We start from the raw sequence: 19,006 nt of genomic DNA on the forward strand, positions 1-19,006 counted from the left end.
GAACAACCAAGTTCGAATTATCAGACATATATCGCAATACTCACGAGAAGCAAGAAATCATCTTTTCATTGATTTTCCGAACGTCAAATCTGACCTCTGCAATCCTTCGACTTTCTCGCCCCATCTTCGCGATCAACAGTGGATTTTTGATAAATATCTCCATACATTTGGCGATATCATGGGGGCTTCTTACTGGCACCAAAAATCCATTGACCTCGTCCTCGATGCTTTCACGGCATCCGACGGAATCGGTGGTAATGATCGGCCGGCCGATAGCCATGGCTTCCTGTATGGTTCTGGGCATGCCTTCTCGGTAATAGGACGGATAGACCAGAACACTAGTGCTAGCCAGCCACCCCCGGACATCGGTAACTCGTCCCACCCAGCGGATCACGCCCTCCTCCACCCACTGATTGATCTCTTCTCGAAAGACCGAATTGGGATTGACATCCACATCACCGACCACCACGAACTCAACCGAGGGATATTGGGCTTTAACCAACTTGGCAGCAGCGACGAAATCGACCACCCCCTTCTCGCGCAGCAGACGTCCTACAAAAGAGAAGATCACCGGCTCGATGACAGGTTTCTCCTCCCTGAACCGCTGGAGGTCCAATCCGATGCCCGGCAACACGGTGACCTTGCGAGCATCAACCAGTCTCCCGCCTACAAATAGCTGATAGTCGTCCGCATTCAACAGAAAGACCCGGGACGATCCCCCCAGAGCGAGTCGGTATAGACCACTAACCAGGGCCTTCAGAAGCGCACGAGAAATAGACACAGCATTTTCGGAATAGACGTACCCTGCCCCTTCGATAAGGGAATAAACACAATTGACCCTCGACATCCTTGCGGCCAGCCCACCATAAATAACTGGCTTGGCGAAGTAGCTGAGCACAGCATCGACCTTCAACGCTCTCAGCCGTACAGCCAACTCCAAAATTACCTTTATTGCAGAGAGCGGGCTAAGCCCCACCCGATCCATTCTAATTGTTACCGGTATAGCACCGAGGGCTCGAATTTGGCGCTCCGTCCATTCATCGTAATCCGGAGCAAGTGCAAAAACCGCAACACCACGAGAAACAAGATCGCGAATGAGATCTCCACGAAAATTAAAAATCGAGAATGCCTGATTCGACACAACGGCCATACGATGAAATTTCATCCACACAAAGCCTTTAGAAATACATCTCACAACCAACCATTAAAAATAAAAGCAAAAATAGAGAAAGAAAGAGGCAGCATTTCAGCCGCCTCTTTACGATCAGCCAATTAATTAGTTATGGTTGTTACCAGCGCGACTATTAACAGTACTCGACGGCCCCGCATCACTGTTAAAGTTACCCTGGGTGGTAGCAGTCATGTTACTCAGAGTGCCATTCGGGGTACGAATCAGGCCCAGTGCTTCGCAAGTCGGGAACTCCCCCTCAAGAACCAGGCGAGAGCGACCACCTACACCGTTCCAATCCGCACCATTCACACCGAATGCAGCGGCAATTTCGTTGATACTGTAAACACCGGTTTCGTGAGACTTCAGTACCGACTTGCCATTGCTATCAGTGATGTATGCACTGCCAGTATCCGGATAGCGCTTGCCGTTTTGGTCATACAGAACACCGCGCACCTTGCCATTGCGGCCGTCATCACTGGTGTTGGTCAGACGAATGAAGAACGCATCCGGATTGTTTGCAGACGGCAGATTGAACAGGCTGGCAACACAACTGCTCTTCCAGAAGTGATCGATCTGTGCACCGTTGATTACGCGGTCAACATAACGAACGTTACCGAAGTCAACCCGCAGCGGACCCACCGCGAAGGTCTGCTGGGAAACCATCGGTACGGTACCGCTGGCAAGGGCACAAATGTTGTAGGTCTGGTTGACGTCTTCGTTGCGCAGGCTGATTCTGAGATTGGAGACACCAGCACTATTGGCGCTGGAGGCAATGGCGTTAGCATCCCACTGATAAGCAGCAATCGTGGTACCGGCGGCATAATCCGAACAGTTACCGTTAACGAGGCCGATTGACTGAAGACCGGAGAAATTGCCGGAGATGTAGCTTTCGATCTTGTCACTACCGTTGAAGCCAAAGACGTTGCGACCGTCCTCGTTCAGCACGTCAGGGTTTACCCCCAGACGTACAGAACCCAGACGCTGGTAGTTAGTGCCATAGTTGGCCGGGTCGCTGGCACCGGTTTGCGCTACGGCATTCGGATCGAAGGACTTGTCCTGGTTTGCCAGATCCAGCGAGTTGAGTACCTGATAGGAGCCCCACATGTTGGTGTTCATCACGTCCCAGTAAACTGCCGGGAGAGAAGTGAAAACGATGAACGGAGCAGCCGAGTCGTTGTTGCTGGAGTTCAGCGCATTCGCACCGGTAGTGGTATCCAGCTGCGCGGATACGGTGACGTTAAAGCGACGTTCGTTCAGCGGGTCATTAAGCATGGTGACGACCGGGTTGAACGACTGAGCGACAAAGGTCGCGTCGCCCTGTAGAGGCGCACGTAGGTGGTCAACTTTGGCCGGGCTGGTGCTGGAAGTACCGATGGTGCGGAACAGGAAATGGACAGTGCCATGTTCAGGATTTGCAGCGGTAGCAGCAGCAATTTCTGCAGCGCCGGCAGCATCCAGAGTAAGACTGAGTGTGTTGACACCAATGCCGCTAGTGATAGCGAAACCAACACCGGGAGCCAAGGTACCGATCTGGATCTGGTTGGGAGAAATCTGATTGGCAAATTGTGCGACGGTACGATCCAGTGTCAACTTGACAGTATGACCCGTGGCAGCCTTCACGGCTTTCGCCGGGTCGATAGCGTAGTCCAGATCAGGCAAGTCGAATTGGGTACTTTCAGACAGGTTACCGAAGATCTCCTGTGCAATGGTGATGTTGGCAGCGCGGCTGCCGTAGTTCGCCCCCGTCTCGATGCTGACGCCCGGCTTATAGTTAACCTGCCCCGGAGCATACTGATCAACATCACCTGGAGAGTTCTGGGTGACTGATGAATTAGAGCTCTGACCGACAATAATGCTCACCACGCCAGCGTTCGCAAAATTTGCAAACAGGGCAGAAGCTACTGCAGCACCCAGCAGTGTTTTCTTCAACATAAAATATCAACTCCTAAATTATCGACTAGTCACTCTAATATTTGCCTTTCGCATTCATTGGAAAGACACATATCCGCCCCTGAAGATTGCTCTAGCACAATGAATTCGAAAATTTATTGCTGGCAACCCCGCTCAGCCGCAGCCGACCAACTGCAGACCTTGCATTAATAAAAACTCAGAACCGGATATCTTCCAGCCCCCCGCATTACCAGCCCCTTCAGAGAAGGAACTCGATAACACGGCCGAGCTCTTTGCTTTTTATACAACCACAAAGACAACACAAACAACAGCAGAGGAACCCAAACGAAAAATAAGGAAAATACACTCAAACCACTAAACGAAACCCCTACAAAAAGCGTGAATATTTTTCCTGGAAAATTCTCAACAACTGGATATTTCTTACAAGAAAAAAGAAAGCCCCAAGGGGCTACCAAGGGGCTCATCTACAACTCACACAAGCACCAATCAAATTAAAAGAAAGGAATCAACCCAAGATCATCACTAAAAACGAAGAGACAGGTCAGTAGCCACATGCTCCCGGCGCCTTACTACAAGCCAGAGCCGGCTCAATCATCTTCTTCAGCTTGAGAGTAACCTCCTTTATATCCTCACCACTCTCAAGAATATAGGGCTGAATTAGCATAATCACTTCACTTTTCGACTTATTCTTACTACGCGCACCAAACAAATACCCAATACCTGGAATATTCTTCAGAATGGGGACGCCGCCATTGGAGTCATCACCACTTTCCCGAATCAACCCCCCCATCAGCACAGAACCGCCGCTCTGCAAGGTCAAAGCAGTTTCCATTGAAGTACGACTTATACTGGGAGTCAGACTCTGTCCCCCAGCATCACCAGAGCCGCCGTCACTTCCCCCGCTAGAGCCCGAAGAACTAACTTCCTGACTTACCGTCAGATCAACACGATCATTCGAGTAGATGACCGGAGAGACATTCAGAATCACCCCTGTCGAGCGATAAGAAATGCTCTGTAGTATGTTCGAGGTCCCCCCCGTACTGCTGTTATCCGTTTGCTGCCCGGTCACGACCGGCACATCCGTCCCTACATTGATATTTGCCTGCTCGCCGCTCTTCACCAATACCCGGGGGGTGGCAAGTATCCTTGAGCGAGTATCCGTTGCTAGGGCCTTCAGCGACGCGAAGGCTCCGCCGGCAGTATTGAGGATATAGGAGAAGCCTGCACTACTACTGTCCACCCCCCAACTGCGCCCATCCGCAACAATATTATCCTTCCCTCCCCCTCCCCATTGATGACCACTATTGAACCCCCACCTGAGCCCAAGACTTTCGCCATGCGACAGATCCACACTGGCAATGGTCACCTCAATCAACACCTGACGCGCAGGTTTGTCCAGTTGCTTGAGCAACGGTTGAAGTTGCTGCCAGACTCTCCCAGGCCCACGGAACAATATCGCATTGCGGTTCTCATCCTCGACAATAGTCCCACTGCCCATGACACTCGAAGAGAGGCTATCCCCCAAGCCGCCATTCCCAGCAGCCCCTAACAACGCCTGTGTACCCGCCAGTTGCAAAAGCGGCGAAATACCAGCGGAACGATTACCACCCATGTCCGCATTGCTGTTGGAGCGCACAGGCGCTGGGCTATTGGCAGCAGCCCGTCGCGAAGCGCTATTGCTAAGGTCTGGCGTCAGGCCGTACGCACCACCACCGCCCCCAATACCGGAGAGCAATGAGCGGAGCGATTTGGCCAGGTCGGTGGCACGGGTGTTACGCACTTCGTAGAAGAACAGCCCTTCCTTATCCGTGCCCGCGCCCATATCGACAGCGGAGACCAGAGGCGCGCGATCGGCCTGCTCCGCCCACTCTCGCACGAGTCCCAGCAAGGACTGCTGGTTGGTGAAGACGATCAGCCCATTGGAGCTTTCCAGTGGAATCAGAACGATGTTGCCCGTGGCCTCTCCAATCCCAACGCTGTATCCCTGCGCGGTCAGCAAAGTCTTCAGTTGCTTGGCCAAGCTGTCGGATGAAATGAATGCAGGATCAATACGCAGGCTGTACTGCCCGCGCATGAAAGGCTGATCGAGAAGCTCAACGGCTTTGGCGGCTTGGCCGACGATAGATGACATTCCCTTGAGCATCAGCCCACCGCGAGCACTGTCGGCAATCGCGGTCAATCCGGACTTTTCATAAGCACTATTCAACCATGGGATGACGTCCTTAGCATCGACATTGTGCAGCTGTACGAACTGGAATACCGGGCGGTAAGCAATGGGTACTTCAGGGCGTGCATCGCCGCTGATAAGGATCGGCGGTTCGTCCGGGCTCAGGCCAATCTGTTTTATCTGGAAACGAAGAACACTCCCCTGCTTGAGGATCTCCACGCCGTAATTGCTCATGACCTGGGACGCAACGTTATAGACCATCTGCCGGGTCTGAGGTTGCTCCAGTCGCAAGGTCACGCGATCCGGTTTGTTTTTGAGGGTATTATCGATCTCAAAAGGTAATCCCAATATATTTCCGAAGACTTCATTGATAAAAGAAGCCAGCGTGACGTCCTCGACATTAACCGTAACATCAGACTTACTGTCATCCAGCGTCAACTTTTCGGACTTATCCACCACCCCGCCATGAGTTAATCCGGCAGGCTGAGGAGTATGGCCGATAGTCGGACCTTTTACCCCTGCGATGCCACCCTGTGCTTCCGGGCCATTCACATCGGAAGTCGAAGCAGGTTCCTGCCCCCTATCCGGGGTCTTTTCAATCAACGGCTCTGGCAGCTCGAGGGGATCGGTCGAGCATCCTCCTGCCATACCGATGGTCGTAGCAATCAAGACTGCTCGCCAGGTCAATGGAGGAAAAAACCTATTCAGCGGGCGCATACAACTTCCTTTCAAGATCGTTACCGTTCACATCGCCCGGCAGAGAAAATCGAATCCCTTGTTTGCCAATACTTTCGAGCACCTCCCCTCCCGGAAGAGAAGCGCCTGTCAGATATCGCTTGACCGGGGATCGAGCATCCTCAGCTACTAGAGCAAATCGCTGGCCAGAAACTTCTATGACTCCCCGAAAACTCCAGGTCACTTTGCGTTTCTCGACCAATGATTCATTTCCAGCGGCAGCCTTCGCAGTCGAATTGGCCTGCTCACTACGCCACCAACTCAACTGGGCGAGTTCGCTGGCCATGGTCAAGCTGATATTTTTCCTAGGGTAATCCGGGAGAGACCAATCCGGTGACTCATCGATGTTCACCGGATTATCGACTGCAGGCTTCAGGAGCAAACCGGCGATAATTCCGAAGGCGCTGATCAGAAAGTACCAACGAAGAACCGTTAACGAAGTCATTGAACGCTGTCAGGATGAGAGGAATGACGTCAGCCATTGGAGGCCAGTGATTCTGACATCATCACGCTTCAGCAAGCCGCCTCTAATGCGCGTGAATTTTCCGCATTTTTAACGTCATTACGGATACGGCTTACATACGCAATTCTTTTCACTCGCCAAGTTCGGAAAACTCCTGACTCAAGAGCGGGACGAAGCCGGTGCAGCTGATCCGAAATAGAAGTGAAAAGAAATTTGCAGGTTGATGGACGGTGACAACCCGTTACTCAACTCAGCCGAGTCGATGCTGATCCAGTGCGATGAACCCTCGAGAGCCAGCAGTAATTTCCCGTAGCTGTCGGGATCGAAGCGTCCGCGCAGTTGAACTTCGATATGCGGGTCCGGCTTGCCATCGGAAAAGTCCGATGGATCCTGCACATTCACCCGCGCCTCCTGCAGACCAGCCTTTTTGACTTCTACATCCAACCAGGCCTGTACATCAGCCCGAGCACCCGACGCACTCTGCGCAGTCCAAAGGTGAGATCGGTATTGCGCCAAACGGTCGTCCGCCTGCAGCGCACGTTCAGGCCAATAGGACTGCTGAGCCAGCGCCTGAGTTTTCTTCAGTTCCAGGGCAGCACGCGCGCACTCCAGCGCTTGCGCACTCTTCCAGTCCGAACACAGGACGATGAGGTTGGCAACTGCTAGTGCCAGAACAGCCCACCCGGACATCCTTAGGCTGGCCTGTTCCTGCCAACGCTGAAGCAACAGGCCCCATTGCAGGCGAGCTGAGTTCCAGAAACCTCTCAAAGATTCAGTCCTCACTTCAGAGCCATGACCAATTGAAGCCCGTCGCCGCGAGGGGACGGTTCAACCTTGACGTCGTGAAAACCACCCTCCTCCTCCAGACGCTTGACAAAAAACCGGGGGTCCGTGTTCTGGGTAGTGATCAGCAGCTCAAGGTCGTTGCCGGCGAAACGCCAATGGCTCAACTTGCTGTCTGGCGGCAGCAGTCCGGATATTTTCCTCAATAGCTCGATTTGCAGTGGCGATGCCTGCATACGCTGCTGGAGTTTCTCGATGGCATCGTGAGCCTGCTGAGCCCGGGTTCGCGCGGTGAGCAAATTGTCGAGCCGCTCCATCAGTTGCTCATGTTCGCCCCGCAGACTCCGTGCCTCCATCCACCAAGATACGCCCTGGGTCAGCTGGAGTATTCCGCCCAGCAACAGGACAGCCAGCAGCACGTGAGGCATCCAGCGCTCCCAGGCCGCCTGAGCCCCCAGGCCGCCGCCCGCCCAAGGCAGGGTCAGGTATTGCGCCTGCTCTGCGGCAACACAAGAGTGTGCGTCAATCCCGACGACACCTCGCAGCACCAGACTCATCTGCTCGGGTGATGGGGGAGACTGGTAGTGGATACTCAACAGTAGAACACCGGATTTCCAGACTTGCAGGTCATGGCCAAGCCTGCCTGCAAGCAGACGGACATGATTCGGTGCATCGGCCAGCACTGGGTTCTGCAGCAACGTCTCAGGCAGGCATCGATAGTGTCTGGGACACCCATTGCTCTGCTGGGCCATCTCCAACTGCAGTTCGTGGTCCCACAACCAAAGCAGGACCTGCCCGCCCCGCCACACCGCGTAATACCCAGGCGAGCGATAGGGTGAAAGACTGGGCAACTTCGTCAACAAGGCCTGTGAGCGCTGCGCCTTGGGAACGTGGGAAAAGTCCAGGCAGCGATAGAGGCATTGCGACCGTTCAATCACCCACTGCGCCGACGCGCCGCGCCAGAGACCGTGTGGGCGATCAGACCATTGCAGCGTCAGCCGGCCATTATCGCCAGGGACCTGCCACAAGCGGGGCGGCGAGTATGCCAGGGGTCGCATGAGTCGCGACTGGAACAATTGCTGAGAGAGCATGTCTGGGCAAGGTCCTTCTTGGAAGAAGCTGCCAGGGCGGCAGGCGTAGGTCATTGGATTCGAAACTCAGTTGGTATTCGTAGCGCTGTTCGCCATCGACGCGACGCAGGCGCAACAGCAGCACAGAACTGGGCAGCCGCGACCAACCATCGCCGGGAATGCTAGTGGCGTAGCTGCCCAACATGGACTCCAGGTCAGCACTGCTGAGGATCGGGTGCATCTGCCGCAGACCGAGCAAACGCTGCAAAGAGCCGTCCGGTAAATTCCAGCCGTCGGTCAGTACACGGACGCCTGCGGTATTCAGGTTCAAGGCGGTCTCGTTCACCGTCGCCACATCGTTCCACCCATTGGCCACCAACCGCTCCTCCCAAGGACGCCAGGCAGGCAGCACAAAGACTTCCATGGGCGACAACAACGGACGCTGGGACATTCCCACCGGAGCGTTCTTCAGATAACGCGCCAGTTCGACGAGCATGCGCGGCGTATCTTCGGGAGGCACCCCGAGGTTGAGCAGCAATGCATTGAGCACTGCCGGTTGGCTGCCACTCAGGCTAATCCGCGACGCTCGATCGATGAGCGTCAAGCAGTACCCGTTGAGCAGGCAGAACTCTCGGCCATCCACCGGAATTTCTCCACCTGCAGACATCACCGAACCATCCATGTCACCGGATTCGACGCCCGGACTATCAGGAGTCGTAACCCCACCCAGTGTCATGCGATGCGTGGCAATCATCCAAGTCAGCCGACTCAGCAGACTGCGCTCCTCGAAACTCTGCTGAAGCAACTGACGCTCGGCCTCCACCGCTTGCCGAGAACGCTCGATCCAGGTGACAGCCGCGGCGACCATCAGTGCCATACAGGCGAGGAACCAGATCACTCCGACCAGGACGAATCCAGCTTCCCGGCGAACCTCAACGGTCATCGAAGCTCATCCTCCATCTCGGCATCTGTACCGACGCCATCAGGAACAGGCGCTCCTGCGCCGACGCCAGGGCGACGGCATTCGGCAACAGGTCCGCCAGTTGAGGAGTGGGCGGCCAATCCGAATGCCACTGCCCCTGGGCGTCCAGGTACTCGAAATGGGCATCGGAAGCGACCGACAACAACAGCCAGCGACGCCCTTCGATGCGACGCACGTAGATCAATTCAGCGGCATCTCCCTGCGTCTCCAGGCGAAAGGCGAAGGGGACGGGAACGCCTTCGCGTCGGTCGACGCTGTTCAAGGTCACGGCTTCGAAACTGAGGGCGTCGCCACGGAAGCGTCCAGCAGGATCGCTCGGCTCCGGCGCCGAGAGAAAAGTGATGGCGTCGCCGAACCAGCCGAACACCCGCTCTCGAGTCTGCCGCAGGTCGCTTTCGCCCATGAATGCCTCATTGGCCCTAGCGACGTAAGACATGCCCTGCATCATCAGCGCAGTGATGAACGACACCAGCACCAGAACCACCAACAACTCGAGCAAGGTGAAACCACGCTCGCTCCCACCGCCCGTCCCCCGCTTCATTGTCCCGTCGTTCCCTGGTCCTGAGCGTTGCGTGCCATACGATAGCCTGGCAACTCGACGGCAAGCTCCACCGGATCGCCGCGTCCATCGTCAATCCGCGCGATCACCTGGTACAAGGCGGCGTCATAAACGCCGGGATTGCCGCTGTAGCGGCCGACAACGGGACGGGACTCAGTCAGCGCCTTGCTTTTCCATTCCAACGCATAGGTTCCAAGATGCACCGAACCTTCAGCTTGAACGGCGGGGTTGATGCTCTCCAGGTAGGCCAGTGCCAGGCGCGACACATCGATGCGCTGTCGAACATCGACCATGCGCTCGACCGCAATGAAGCCTGAGTTGAGCCACGCCAGCAGCGCGCCGCCAACCACTACCAGAAGCGTCATGGCAATCACGGCTTCCAGCAGCGTGAATCCAGCCTGCCGTGTCATCGACGCTCCGGCTGACACAGCGGCGCCTCCAGATTAAGGAACTCAGTCACCTGGTTATGGGTCAGCCCGACTCGGCCTCCTAGGCAGGCTCCGTTGGCCAGATAGAGAATCGGTACCGGAGCCGAGAGGCTCCATTGTTCGGGCAGCGACAGCATCTGTGGCGGCACTACGCCCTGAGGCCCGATAGTCACCTCAAGCCCCTGGAGCCGGGCGCGATAGCCCATGCTGCGCAGTTGCCCGGCAATATCCTGCAGCTCGATCCGGCGTTTCCAGGCCTGCTGCATCTTCAGCAGACTGGGTATGACAACGGCACCGAGCAGGGCAACGAGCGCCAGCACAACTACCATCTCGAGCAGCGTGAAGCCCCTCTTGAACTCATTGCTTGGGCAGGTAGCCGATATCGGCATTGTCGCCGTCCCCGCCGGAGCGGCCATCTGCGCCCAGGCTGTAGAGCGAGAAGGGTTGCTCCTCGCTTGGCTTGTTGCTGTAGAGGTAGGCATGGTTCCAGGGGTCCAGCGGTACACCTCCCTCCAGGTACGGTCCCTTCCAGTACTTCTTGATACTTTCATCGGTCGGTGAAGTATTGAGCAGGGCCAACCCCTCCTCGTCCGTAGGTAGTCGCCCAATGTCCAGGCGCATGGTCATCAACGCTCCCTTGAGCATCTTCACTTGCGTCTCCGCGGTCTGTACCTTGGCCTTGTCGGCCTGGCTGAACAGGCGTGGGCCTACTAACCCCATCAACAAGCCGATGATTACCAGCACTACGATCATTTCCAGCAGGGTGAAGCCCCGCTGCCGGTATCTAGCCATTCGTACGTTTCTCCATGCCTGCATTCGCCCCTTCACAGGCGATCTCCTCACAACACCATGTCGTTGGCACTGGTAATCGCCAGGACCACGCCGGTGATGATCACGCCGAACACCGAGCCAATCGCCAGGATTGCCATTGGCTCCACCAGCGCGAGCACCTTGCGCATGCGCGACCGCCCCTGCTCCTCATAAAGCTGCGCTAGGCTGTCGAGCATGTCCGCGAGCCGGCCGGACTTCTCCCCGACACGAACCAGGTTGCCGCCGGTTGCAGTGATTGCATGTCGGCTCTCCAGGGCCTCGGACAACGAGGCGCCACCTCGGACATCCTGGGTGACACGCTGCATCAGGCCACGCTGCGTCGGGATACGAAGGCTCTCCACTGAAAGCCGCAGGGCATCGACCAGGGCGACACGATTACCCAGCAGCGTGCCCAGTACCTTCGACCACTGTGCAATCTCCGCCTGTAGTAGCCATTCGCCGAGCAACGGCACATGCAACAACGCATTCAGCCCCCTGGTGCGCAGCCCTGGGTTCTTGACCAGCGAGACACCGACTGTCGCCAGTACCGCCAGAAGGACGAGCAGCAACAGAGCATTGTTCTTGCACCAGACACCACTGCTGAGTACCGCCCAGGCCAGCCAGGGCAGGCGGTCGGAATGCTCCAGCAGGTTGGCGAACTTGGGCACCACGAAGACGAACATCATCGCAACCGCGCCGATGCCACTGAGGACCAGGATGGCTGGGTAGATCAGGGCGTTACGAATTTCATCGCGGGTACGCCGCTCGTATTCCATCTGCGTCACGCAATCACGAAGCGCATCAGCGAGGTTGCCGGTCATCTCACCGGCCGCGACCAACTGGTAGGCATAGCGCGGCAGCGGTAGGCCGGCAGCTTCCAGAACCTGAGGGAAGGAGCGCCCCTGGCGCAAGCCATCGTTCATGCTCTGCAGTGCGGCGGCAATACGCGGGTGCCGAGCCGAGCGGCCCTGGGTGTCCACCGCCTCGGCCAGACTCACACCGGCGCCCAACAAAGTGGCCAACTCGTACAGTGCCAGGTTCAAGTCCTCGCTGCTCAGCCGGCGGCTGCGCAGCGGCCTTGTGCGGGTAGGCTGCTCCAGTTTCAGCGGCGTCAGCCCCTGTGCCTCCAGCCGGCGCGTGGCCTCGGCACTGGAGCTGACGTTCAACTCACCGCGAAAGCGCTTGCCGTTGCGGTCAACGGCCACATAGTGGATTCGCATGCCGATCAGCCGCTGGTCACGCGATGGACCTCATCCACCGAGGTCAAGCCCATCCAGGCCTTGATCAGACCGTCGTCGCGCAGCGAACGGAAGCCCTGCTCACTGGCCAGGCGCCGCATCTGTTCCACCGGCGAGCGCTGCATGATCAATTCCTGCATCTGCGGTCGCACATCGATCATTTCGTAGATGCCCAGGCGCCCGTGATAGCCGGTGCCCTGACAATGATCACAGCCGACGGCCTGCTTCCATTCAGCGCGACGCTCGGGAAAGAGGGCTCTTCCAGCAGAATCGATGAACTTAAGCTCCGCCTGACCCATAGGTGGCACCTGGGGTTGCGCACAATACCGGCACAGGTTGCGCACCAGTCGCTGGGCCTGAACCCCCCGCACCGGAGAGGCGACTAGAAATGGCTCCACCCCCATGTCGATCAGGCGGGTAAAGGCACTCACCGCATCGTTAGTGTGCAAGGTGGAGAAAACCAGATGCCCGGTCAGGGAAGACTGCACGGCAATCTCCGCGGTCTCCAGATCGCGGATTTCGCCGATCATGATTACGTCCGGGTCCTGGCGCAGGATCGAGCGCAGGGCCGCGGCAAAGGTTAGGCCGATGTCGGCATGGGCCTGCACCTGGGTGATATTGGGAACCTGGTACTCGACCGGGTCCTCCACCGTGATGATCTTGCGCACGCCGTCATTGATGGTTTCAAGGCAGCCATAAAGCGTGGTGGACTTGCCCGAGCCGGTGGGGCCGGTCACCAGGAGGATGCCGTGGGGCTCCAGCGTCCAGCGCCGCATCTGCTCCAGATGATCGGGCAGCATGCCCAGGCTCTCCAGACGCAATCCCTCGCGCTCCTTGGGCAGCAAACGCATCACCACTGACTCACCGTACACGCCGGGCAGACTGGAAACGCGGATATCCATTTCCTTTCCGCCGACCCGCGCGCTCATGCGGCCATCCTGCGGCAAGCGGCGCTCGGCGATGTCGATGGCGGAGATCAGCTTGATCCGCGATACCACCGCAGCGAAGCGTTCTCGTGGCAATGTGAGTTGGGCTTGCAGCACGCCATCAATGCGAAAGCGGATCTGGAAGCTGAATTCACCCGGCTCGATATGGATATCCGAAGCACGCTTTTCGATCGCCTGGCCGATGACGTTGTTGACCAGTTCGACGATGGGCGCCTCTTCCGCCATTTCCCGCAGGTGCCGAACGTCGTCCTCGGCAAACATCCGCGACTTCCATCCGTCACGTTGCTGGTGCTCATCCAGCACCCGCAACCAGGCATCCAGATCCTGCGCGCGGCAAAGCACCCAGAGTACTTCGCGCCCCGGATAGAAAAGTCGCAAGACATCCCGCAGGGCCGGATCCAGAGGGTCGCGCGCCGCCACCAGTAGCCTGTCCGCAGCATCCTCCCAGAGCACCATTTGCTCGGTGAGGAACCAGTGCGGCACGATGCGGGACTTCTCCAAGGCCGTTACCAGCTCTTCGGCCCGAGGCGCGTCCAGAGATTTCCCCACCAATGGCATTTGCAACTGATCCGCCAGCACATCCAGCAATACCGTCTCGGAGATCGCGCCGGAGCGCATCAGGATGCCCCCTAGACGGCCACCGATGCGCGCCTGCAGCTCCAGCGCGCGTTCGATTTCCTGAGCGGACACCAGCCCGCTACGGATCAACCGCTGCCCCAGACGCTCCACGGCAAGCACCTCTGCGTACTCAGAGCACATCGGCGAACCCACTCTTCACACGCAGGAACAGCCAGCCTCCGACGAGTGCCATCACCCCGGCGGCCAGGCAATAGCCAGTAATCTGCGTAGCCGAAGGCATCGGTGCGTCGAACAGCAACGCGCGGACCATCTCCACCGGGATCGTCAGCGGATTCAGCGCAAGGTAGCCACGCGCGGCCTCCGGCAAGCTCGACAGGGGATAAAGCACCGGGCTGAGGAACAGGGTCAGGACCAGGATGAACTGCACAAGTTGGCCAACATCCCGGAAATAGGCGCCCAGCGCCGCGATCAGGCACACCAGCCCACCGACACAGACCACGAAAGGCAGCAGCGCGACCGGTAACCAAAGGGTCTCCCAGCCAGGCGCATGCCCCAGCAGGAGCATGGCCAGCACCAGAACGCCGTAACCTACCGAGGCATTGGCCAGCGCGGCCGTAACGACCGATAGCGGAATCACCTCGAGGGGAAACACCATCTTCTTCACGTAGTTGCTGTGGCTGTGCATCACTGACGCAGCGCGACCAAGGCACTCCCCGAAGAAGCCGTTGAGGAGTAGCCCGGAAAACAGGGTTAGGGCGAATGAGGTGGTGTCCTGGTCGCCGCCCCAGCGCGACTTGAGGATATGGCCGAAAACGAAGGTGTAGACCGCCAGCATCAGCAGCGGCGCGACCACGACCCAGACAGAACCCAGGAAAGTGCCGCGATAGCGGGATTCGAGCTCCCGCCGGGCCAGCGACAATATCAGCCCGGCGCGCTCGGACCAGGCACGATTAGCGAGATTGGACAAGCGACCCCCGACCGACTCGGATCAGCTCCTCGCGAGCGACCCTGGAAAACAGTGGCGGGAATGGTGAAGGTTATGAGGCTTCAGGGATGCAGGCGGAGTCTGCAGACGCAGACAGCCATTTCCGAAGTAATAAGTCGCCTCGTCCGAGCCTTAGGACTCGAACGAGGCGGATCGAATCAATCGCTCAGGCCGAGCCGTGCGATTTCGGTGAGGATGCTGTTCACCACCTCATCGATGCTCATCGAGGTGGAGTCCACCAGGATGGCACCCTTGGCCGGCTTCAGCGGCGCTACGGCGCGTTGGCTGTCGCGCTCGTCGCGGGCGCGGATTTCCTCCGCCAGTTGTGCCTGGTCGCTTTCGATGCCCTTGCCCTTGAGCTGCAGGTAGCGGCGGCGGGCGCGCTCTTCGGCCGAAGCGGTGAGGAATATCTTCAGCTGGGCGCTGGGGAAGACCACGGTGCCCATGTCGCGGCCGTCGGCCACCAGGCCGGGTGCTTCGAGGAAGGCGCGCTGGCGTTGCAGCAGGGCGTCGCGCACCGCCGGCAGCGCGGCGACTTGCGAGGCGCCGGCGCCGACCTGTTCGGTGCGGATGGTGTCGGTGACGTCTTCGCCTTCAAGGATGATGTGCTGGCCCTGCCCGCCCTTGGCGTGGGTGAACTGGACGTCCAGGTGCGCCGCCAGGACCTTGAGGGCTTCCTCGTTGGTCAGGTCGATGCCGTGGTTACCGGCGGCGAACGCCAGCAGGCGGTACAGCGCGCCGGAGTCCAGGAGGTTCCAGCCCAGGCGCTTGGCCAGCAGGCCGGCGACGGTGCCCTTGCCGGAACCGCTGGGGCCGTCGATGGCGACGACTGGCCATTCAGCGTTCATCAGTTCTTCTCCTCGGCAACGCGGATGCCCGCGCCGGAGGCCAGCCCGAGGAAGTTCGGGAAGGAGGTCGCGACGTTGGCGCAGTCGTGGATGCGGATCGGCGCGCCGGCACGCAGGGAGGCCACGCTGAAGGACATGGCGATGCGGTGGTCGCCGTGGCTCCAGACTTCGCCGCCACCGTAGGCGCCGCCTTCGATGATGATGCCGTCCGGGGTCGGTTCGGCTTTCACGCCCAGGGCGATCAGGCCGTCGGCCATGACCTGGATGCGGTCGGATTCCTTCACCCGCAGCTCTTCCGCGCCGCGCAGTACGGTGCGGCCTTCAGCGTTGGCGGCGGCGACGAAGAGTACCGGGAACTCGTCGATGGCCAGCGGCACCAGGTCTTCGGGGATGTCGATGCCCTTGAGCTTGGCCGAACGCACGCGGATGTCGGCGACCGGCTCGCCGCCTACTTCACGCTGGTTTTCCAGGGTGATGTCGGCGCCCATCAGCTTGAGGATGTCGATGACGCCGGTGCGGGTCGGGTTGATGCCGACGTGTTCCAGCACCAGGTCGGAACCTTCGGCGATGCTCGCGGCGACCAGGAAGAAGGCAGCGGAGGAAATGTCCGCCGGGACTTCGATCTGGGTGGCGGTCAGCTTGTGGCCGGATTCGACCTTGGCGGTGGCGCCTTCCACGTCGACCGGGTAGCCGAAGCCGCGCAGCATGCGCTCGGTGTGGTCGCGGGTCGGGGCCGGCTCGGTGGTGGAGGTGCTACCGGCGGCATAGAGGCCGGCGAGCAGCAGGCAGGATTTGACCTGGGCACTGGCCATCGGCATGTCGTAGTGCATGCCGGTGAGTTTCTTGCCGCCACGGATGGTCAGCGGCGGACGGCCTTCCGGACCGGTCTCGATCACCGCTCCCATCTCGCGCAGCGGCTTGGCTACGCGATTCATCGGGCGCTTGGACAGCGACGGGTCGCCCGTCAGGGTCGAATCGAACGGCTGCGCCGCCAGCAGGCCGCTGAGCAGGCGCATGGAGGTCCCGGAGTTGCCCAGGTAGATCGGGCCGGGCGGCGGCTTCAGGCCATGCAGGCCGACGCCATGAACGGTGACGCGACCGTGGTGCGGGCCTTCGATGACCACGCCCATGTCGCGGAACGCCTGGATGGTGGCCAGGGCGTCTTCGCCTTCGAGGAAGCCTTGCACCTCGGTCGTGCCTTCGGCCAGGGAGCCGAGCATGATCGAGCGATGGGAAATGGACTTGTCGCCCGGTACGCGAACACGTCCGGACAGGCGGCCACCCGGCTGGGCCAGGTAAATCAGGTCATTGTTGTGCATGGCGTCCACATAGGCCCGTTGGGCCAGGATTTTGCTGAAATGCTCGCGGGCAACCCGGGCGCGGGTGAAGACGCCCATCAGTTGCTGCCCGTCCCCCTTGTCAACGGCCTCGCGCAGCGCATCGAGGTCGTCACGGAATACGTCGAGGATGCGCAGCACCGCCCCGCGATTGGCGAGGAAGATGTCGTGCCACATCACCGGGTCGCTGCCGGCGATCCGCGTGAAGTCGCGGAAGCCACCAGCGGCATAGCGGAAGATTTCCAGATTCTCGCTGCGTTTGGCCAGCGAGTCGACCAGCGTGAAGGCCAGCAGGTGCGGCAGGTGGCTGGTCGCCGCCAGGACTTCGTCGTGGTGCTCCACGTCCATCTGCTCGACATCCGCGCCCAACCCACGCCAGAGGCTCTCGACGCACTGGACCGCGTCCGCGTCTGCATTATCCAGCGGCGTGAGGATGACTTTATGACGGCGGAACAGTTTCGCGTTGGCCGCTTCCACCCCGCTCTGCTCGGAGCCTGCGATGGGATGGCCGGGAATGAAGCGCGACGGCATTCCGCCGAACACCGCTTTCGCGGCACGTACCACGTTACCCTTGGCGCTGCCCACGTCGGTAAGGATGGCGTTGCCCAGATCGAAGGTGGCGAGTTCGCCGAGGACCTTCTCCATGGCCAGGATCGGCACGGCAAGCTGGATCACGTCCGCCTCGCGGCAGCCGGCGGCGAGGCTTTCCTCGCAGCGGTCGACCACGCCCAGCTCCACCGCGAGGCGGCGGGTTTCCGGATCACGGTCGACGCCGACCACTTCCTCGAACAGCCCCTTCTCGCGGATGCCCTTGGCGAAGGAGCCGCCGATCAGGCCGAGCCCCACCACGACGAGGCGGCGGAGCTTGTGCGGCTGGACATCAGGCACGGGCAAGCACCTTGGCCAGCGCTTCGAGGAAGCGGGCGTTCTCGGCCGGCAGGCCGATGGAGATGCGCAGGTGCTGCGGCATACCGTAGCCGCCGACCGGGCGGACGATCACGCCTTCGGCGAGCAGGGCCTGGTAGACCGGGCCGGCGTCGCGCTTGAGGTCCACGGCGATGAAGTTGCCCTTGGAAGGAATCCACTGAAGGTCCAGTGCGCGCAGGCCGTTTTCCAGCTGGGCCATGCCTTCGTCATTGATGCGCTTGCCTTCGGCCAGGTACTCGACGTCGTCCAGTGCGGCGCAGGCGGCGGCCAGGGCCAGGCTGTTGACGTTGAACGGCTGGCGCACGCGGTTGAGCACGTCGGCGACCTGCGCCGAGGAGATCGCGTAGCCGACACGCAGCGACGCCAGGCCATAGGCCTTGGAGAAGGTGCGCGAAACCAGCAGGTTCGGGTAGCGGGCCAGGTACTTCAGGCCATTCGGCAGTTCCTCGCCTTCGGCGTACTCGATGTAGGCCTCGTCCAGCACCACCAGGACGTTCTCCGGAACCTGCGACAGGAAGCGCTCCAGCGCATCCGGGCCGAACCAGGTGCCGGTGGGGTTGTTCGGGTTGGCGATGAAGACCACGCGGGTGTTGGCATCGATGGCCGCCAGCATGGCTTCCAGGTCATGGCCCCATTCCTTGGCCGGCACGACCTTGCCCTGGGCGCCGACGGCCTGGGTGGAGATCGGGTAGACGGCGAAGGCGTACTGGCTGAACACGGCGTTCAGGCCGGGCGCGAGGTAGGCGCGGGCGACCAGATCGAGGATGTCGTTGGAGCCGTTGCCCAGAGTCACCTGCGCGGTGCCGACGCCACAGCGAGCGGCCAGGCGGCTCTTCAGCTCGAAGCCGTTGCCGTCGGGATAGCGGGTCAGCTCGGCCAGTTCGGCGCGGATCGCTTCGAGCGCCTTCGGGCTCGGGCCCAGCGGGTTCTCGTTGCTGGCCAGCTTGATGATGCCGGCAGGATCGAGCTTCAGCTCACGGGCCAGCTCATCGACCGGCTTGCCGGGCACATAGGGGGAAAGCTTCTGCACGCCCGGCTGAGCCAGGGCAAGGAAATCACACGACAT

The 19,006-nt window shown here is 59.5% G+C and carries 17 protein-coding genes; all 17 read right to left on the reverse strand.

Annotated features, from left to right (window positions below; translation table 11 throughout):
* Positions 1-40: 40 nt before the first annotated feature.
* The 17 genes from O6P39_RS19135 to hisC all read right to left on the reverse strand — a co-directional run bounded on the left by O6P39_RS19135 (position 41) and on the right by hisC (position 19,006).
* Complete coding sequence (locus O6P39_RS19135) at positions 41-1,165, reverse strand: glycosyltransferase family 4 protein (RefSeq protein ID WP_275608024.1); 1,125 nt, start codon at positions 1,163-1,165, stop codon at positions 41-43.
* A 111-nt stretch (positions 1,166-1,276) separates the two neighbouring features.
* A complete protein-coding gene (locus O6P39_RS19140; protein WP_275608025.1) occupies positions 1,277-3,103 on the reverse strand; it encodes a hypothetical protein in 1,827 nt (608 codons plus the stop codon).
* 520 nt (positions 3,104-3,623) lie between these two features.
* Positions 3,624-5,966 (reverse strand): type II secretion system protein GspD, encoded by a 2,343-nt coding sequence (locus O6P39_RS19145; RefSeq protein WP_275608026.1) that lies wholly within the window; start codon positions 5,964-5,966, stop codon positions 3,624-3,626.
* Positions 5,950-6,429, reverse strand: a complete 480-nt coding sequence (locus O6P39_RS19150) for a hypothetical protein (protein WP_275608027.1) — start codon at positions 6,427-6,429, stop codon at positions 5,950-5,952. Before O6P39_RS19150 ends, O6P39_RS19145 begins: the two co-directional genes overlap by 17 nt.
* A 177-nt stretch (positions 6,430-6,606) precedes the next feature.
* Entirely contained in the window at positions 6,607-7,215 is a 609-nt protein-coding gene (locus O6P39_RS19155; protein WP_275608028.1) for a hypothetical protein, read from the reverse strand.
* A gap of 11 nt (positions 7,216-7,226) precedes the next feature.
* Positions 7,227-8,321, reverse strand: a complete 1,095-nt coding sequence (locus tag O6P39_RS19160; RefSeq protein WP_275608029.1) for a hypothetical protein — start codon at positions 8,319-8,321, stop codon at positions 7,227-7,229.
* Positions 8,236-9,243: a hypothetical protein gene (locus O6P39_RS19165; protein WP_275608030.1), complete on the reverse strand. Its 1,008-nt coding sequence runs from the start codon at positions 9,241-9,243 to the stop codon at positions 8,236-8,238. Before O6P39_RS19165 ends, O6P39_RS19160 begins: the two co-directional genes overlap by 86 nt.
* A complete protein-coding gene (locus O6P39_RS19170; protein WP_275608031.1) occupies positions 9,233-9,766 on the reverse strand; it encodes a type II secretion system protein in 534 nt (177 codons plus the stop codon). The genes O6P39_RS19165 and O6P39_RS19170 overlap by 11 nt, the downstream gene beginning before the upstream one ends.
* A 53-nt stretch (positions 9,767-9,819) precedes the next feature.
* Positions 9,820-10,251 carry a prepilin-type N-terminal cleavage/methylation domain-containing protein gene (locus O6P39_RS19175; protein ID WP_275608032.1) on the reverse strand — a complete coding sequence of 144 codons (432 nt, stop codon included), beginning with the start codon at positions 10,249-10,251 and terminating at the stop codon, positions 9,820-9,822.
* Positions 10,248-10,598: a type II secretion system protein gene (locus O6P39_RS19180; RefSeq protein ID WP_275608033.1), complete on the reverse strand. Its 351-nt coding sequence runs from the start codon at positions 10,596-10,598 to the stop codon at positions 10,248-10,250. The genes O6P39_RS19175 and O6P39_RS19180 overlap by 4 nt, the downstream gene beginning before the upstream one ends.
* 28 nt (positions 10,599-10,626) lie before the next feature.
* The gene (gene gspG / locus O6P39_RS19185; protein ID WP_275608034.1) at positions 10,627-11,061 is read right to left on the reverse strand and encodes a type II secretion system major pseudopilin GspG; all 435 of its coding nucleotides are present in this window, start codon (positions 11,059-11,061) and stop codon (positions 10,627-10,629) included.
* Positions 11,062-11,108: 47 nt separating this feature from the next.
* Positions 11,109-12,299: a type II secretion system F family protein gene (locus O6P39_RS19190; RefSeq protein ID WP_275608035.1), complete on the reverse strand. Its 1,191-nt coding sequence runs from the start codon at positions 12,297-12,299 to the stop codon at positions 11,109-11,111.
* Between the two features lie 5 nt (positions 12,300-12,304).
* Positions 12,305-14,023, reverse strand: coding sequence for a type II/IV secretion system protein (locus O6P39_RS19195; protein WP_275608036.1), 1,719 nt, complete (start codon positions 14,021-14,023; stop codon positions 12,305-12,307).
* Positions 14,013-14,810 (reverse strand): ABC transporter permease, encoded by a 798-nt coding sequence (locus O6P39_RS19200; protein ID WP_275608037.1) that lies wholly within the window; start codon positions 14,808-14,810, stop codon positions 14,013-14,015. Before O6P39_RS19200 ends, O6P39_RS19195 begins: the two co-directional genes overlap by 11 nt.
* A 176-nt stretch (positions 14,811-14,986) precedes the next feature.
* The gene (cmk, locus tag O6P39_RS19205) at positions 14,987-15,676 is read right to left on the reverse strand and encodes a (d)CMP kinase (RefSeq protein WP_275608038.1); all 690 of its coding nucleotides are present in this window, start codon (positions 15,674-15,676) and stop codon (positions 14,987-14,989) included.
* The gene (locus tag O6P39_RS19210; protein WP_275608039.1) at positions 15,676-17,907 is read right to left on the reverse strand and encodes a bifunctional prephenate dehydrogenase/3-phosphoshikimate 1-carboxyvinyltransferase; all 2,232 of its coding nucleotides are present in this window, start codon (positions 17,905-17,907) and stop codon (positions 15,676-15,678) included. Before O6P39_RS19210 ends, cmk begins: the two co-directional genes overlap by 1 nt.
* The gene (gene hisC / locus O6P39_RS19215; RefSeq protein ID WP_275608040.1) at positions 17,894-19,006 is read right to left on the reverse strand and encodes a histidinol-phosphate transaminase; all 1,113 of its coding nucleotides are present in this window, start codon (positions 19,004-19,006) and stop codon (positions 17,894-17,896) included. Before hisC ends, O6P39_RS19210 begins: the two co-directional genes overlap by 14 nt.

This window comes from Pseudomonas sp. PSE14, assembly GCF_029203285.1.
Lineage (GTDB): Bacteria > Pseudomonadota > Gammaproteobacteria > Pseudomonadales > Pseudomonadaceae > Pseudomonas.

Bases quoted from the DNA above. Each gene is read 5' to 3' on its own strand.
- O6P39_RS19135 (WP_275608024.1), bottom strand. From the start codon at position 1,165: ATGAAATTTCATCGTATGGCCGTTGTGTCGAATCAGGCATTCTCGATT.
- O6P39_RS19140 (WP_275608025.1), bottom strand. From the start codon at position 3,103: ATGTTGAAGAAAACACTGCTGGGTGCTGCAGTAGCTTCTGCCCTGTTT.
- O6P39_RS19145 (WP_275608026.1), bottom strand. From the start codon at position 5,966: ATGCGCCCGCTGAATAGGTTTTTTCCTCCATTGACCTGGCGAGCAGTC.
- O6P39_RS19150 (WP_275608027.1), bottom strand. From the start codon at position 6,429: ATGACTTCGTTAACGGTTCTTCGTTGGTACTTTCTGATCAGCGCCTTC.
- O6P39_RS19160 (WP_275608029.1), bottom strand. From the start codon at position 8,321: ATGCTCTCTCAGCAATTGTTCCAGTCGCGACTCATGCGACCCCTGGCA.
- O6P39_RS19165 (WP_275608030.1), bottom strand. From the start codon at position 9,243: ATGACCGTTGAGGTTCGCCGGGAAGCTGGATTCGTCCTGGTCGGAGTG.
- O6P39_RS19175 (WP_275608032.1), bottom strand. From the start codon at position 10,251: ATGACACGGCAGGCTGGATTCACGCTGCTGGAAGCCGTGATTGCCATG.
- O6P39_RS19180 (WP_275608033.1), bottom strand. From the start codon at position 10,598: ATGGTAGTTGTGCTGGCGCTCGTTGCCCTGCTCGGTGCCGTTGTCATA.
- gspG (WP_275608034.1), bottom strand. From the start codon at position 11,061: ATGGCTAGATACCGGCAGCGGGGCTTCACCCTGCTGGAAATGATCGTA.
- O6P39_RS19190 (WP_275608035.1), bottom strand. From the start codon at position 12,299: ATGCGAATCCACTATGTGGCCGTTGACCGCAACGGCAAGCGCTTTCGC.
- O6P39_RS19195 (WP_275608036.1), bottom strand. From the start codon at position 14,023: ATGTGCTCTGAGTACGCAGAGGTGCTTGCCGTGGAGCGTCTGGGGCAG.
- cmk (WP_275608038.1), bottom strand. From the start codon at position 15,676: ATGAACGCTGAATGGCCAGTCGTCGCCATCGACGGCCCCAGCGGTTCC.
- hisC (WP_275608040.1), bottom strand. From the start codon at position 19,006: ATGTCGTGTGATTTCCTTGCCCTGGCTCAGCCGGGCGTGCAGAAGCTT.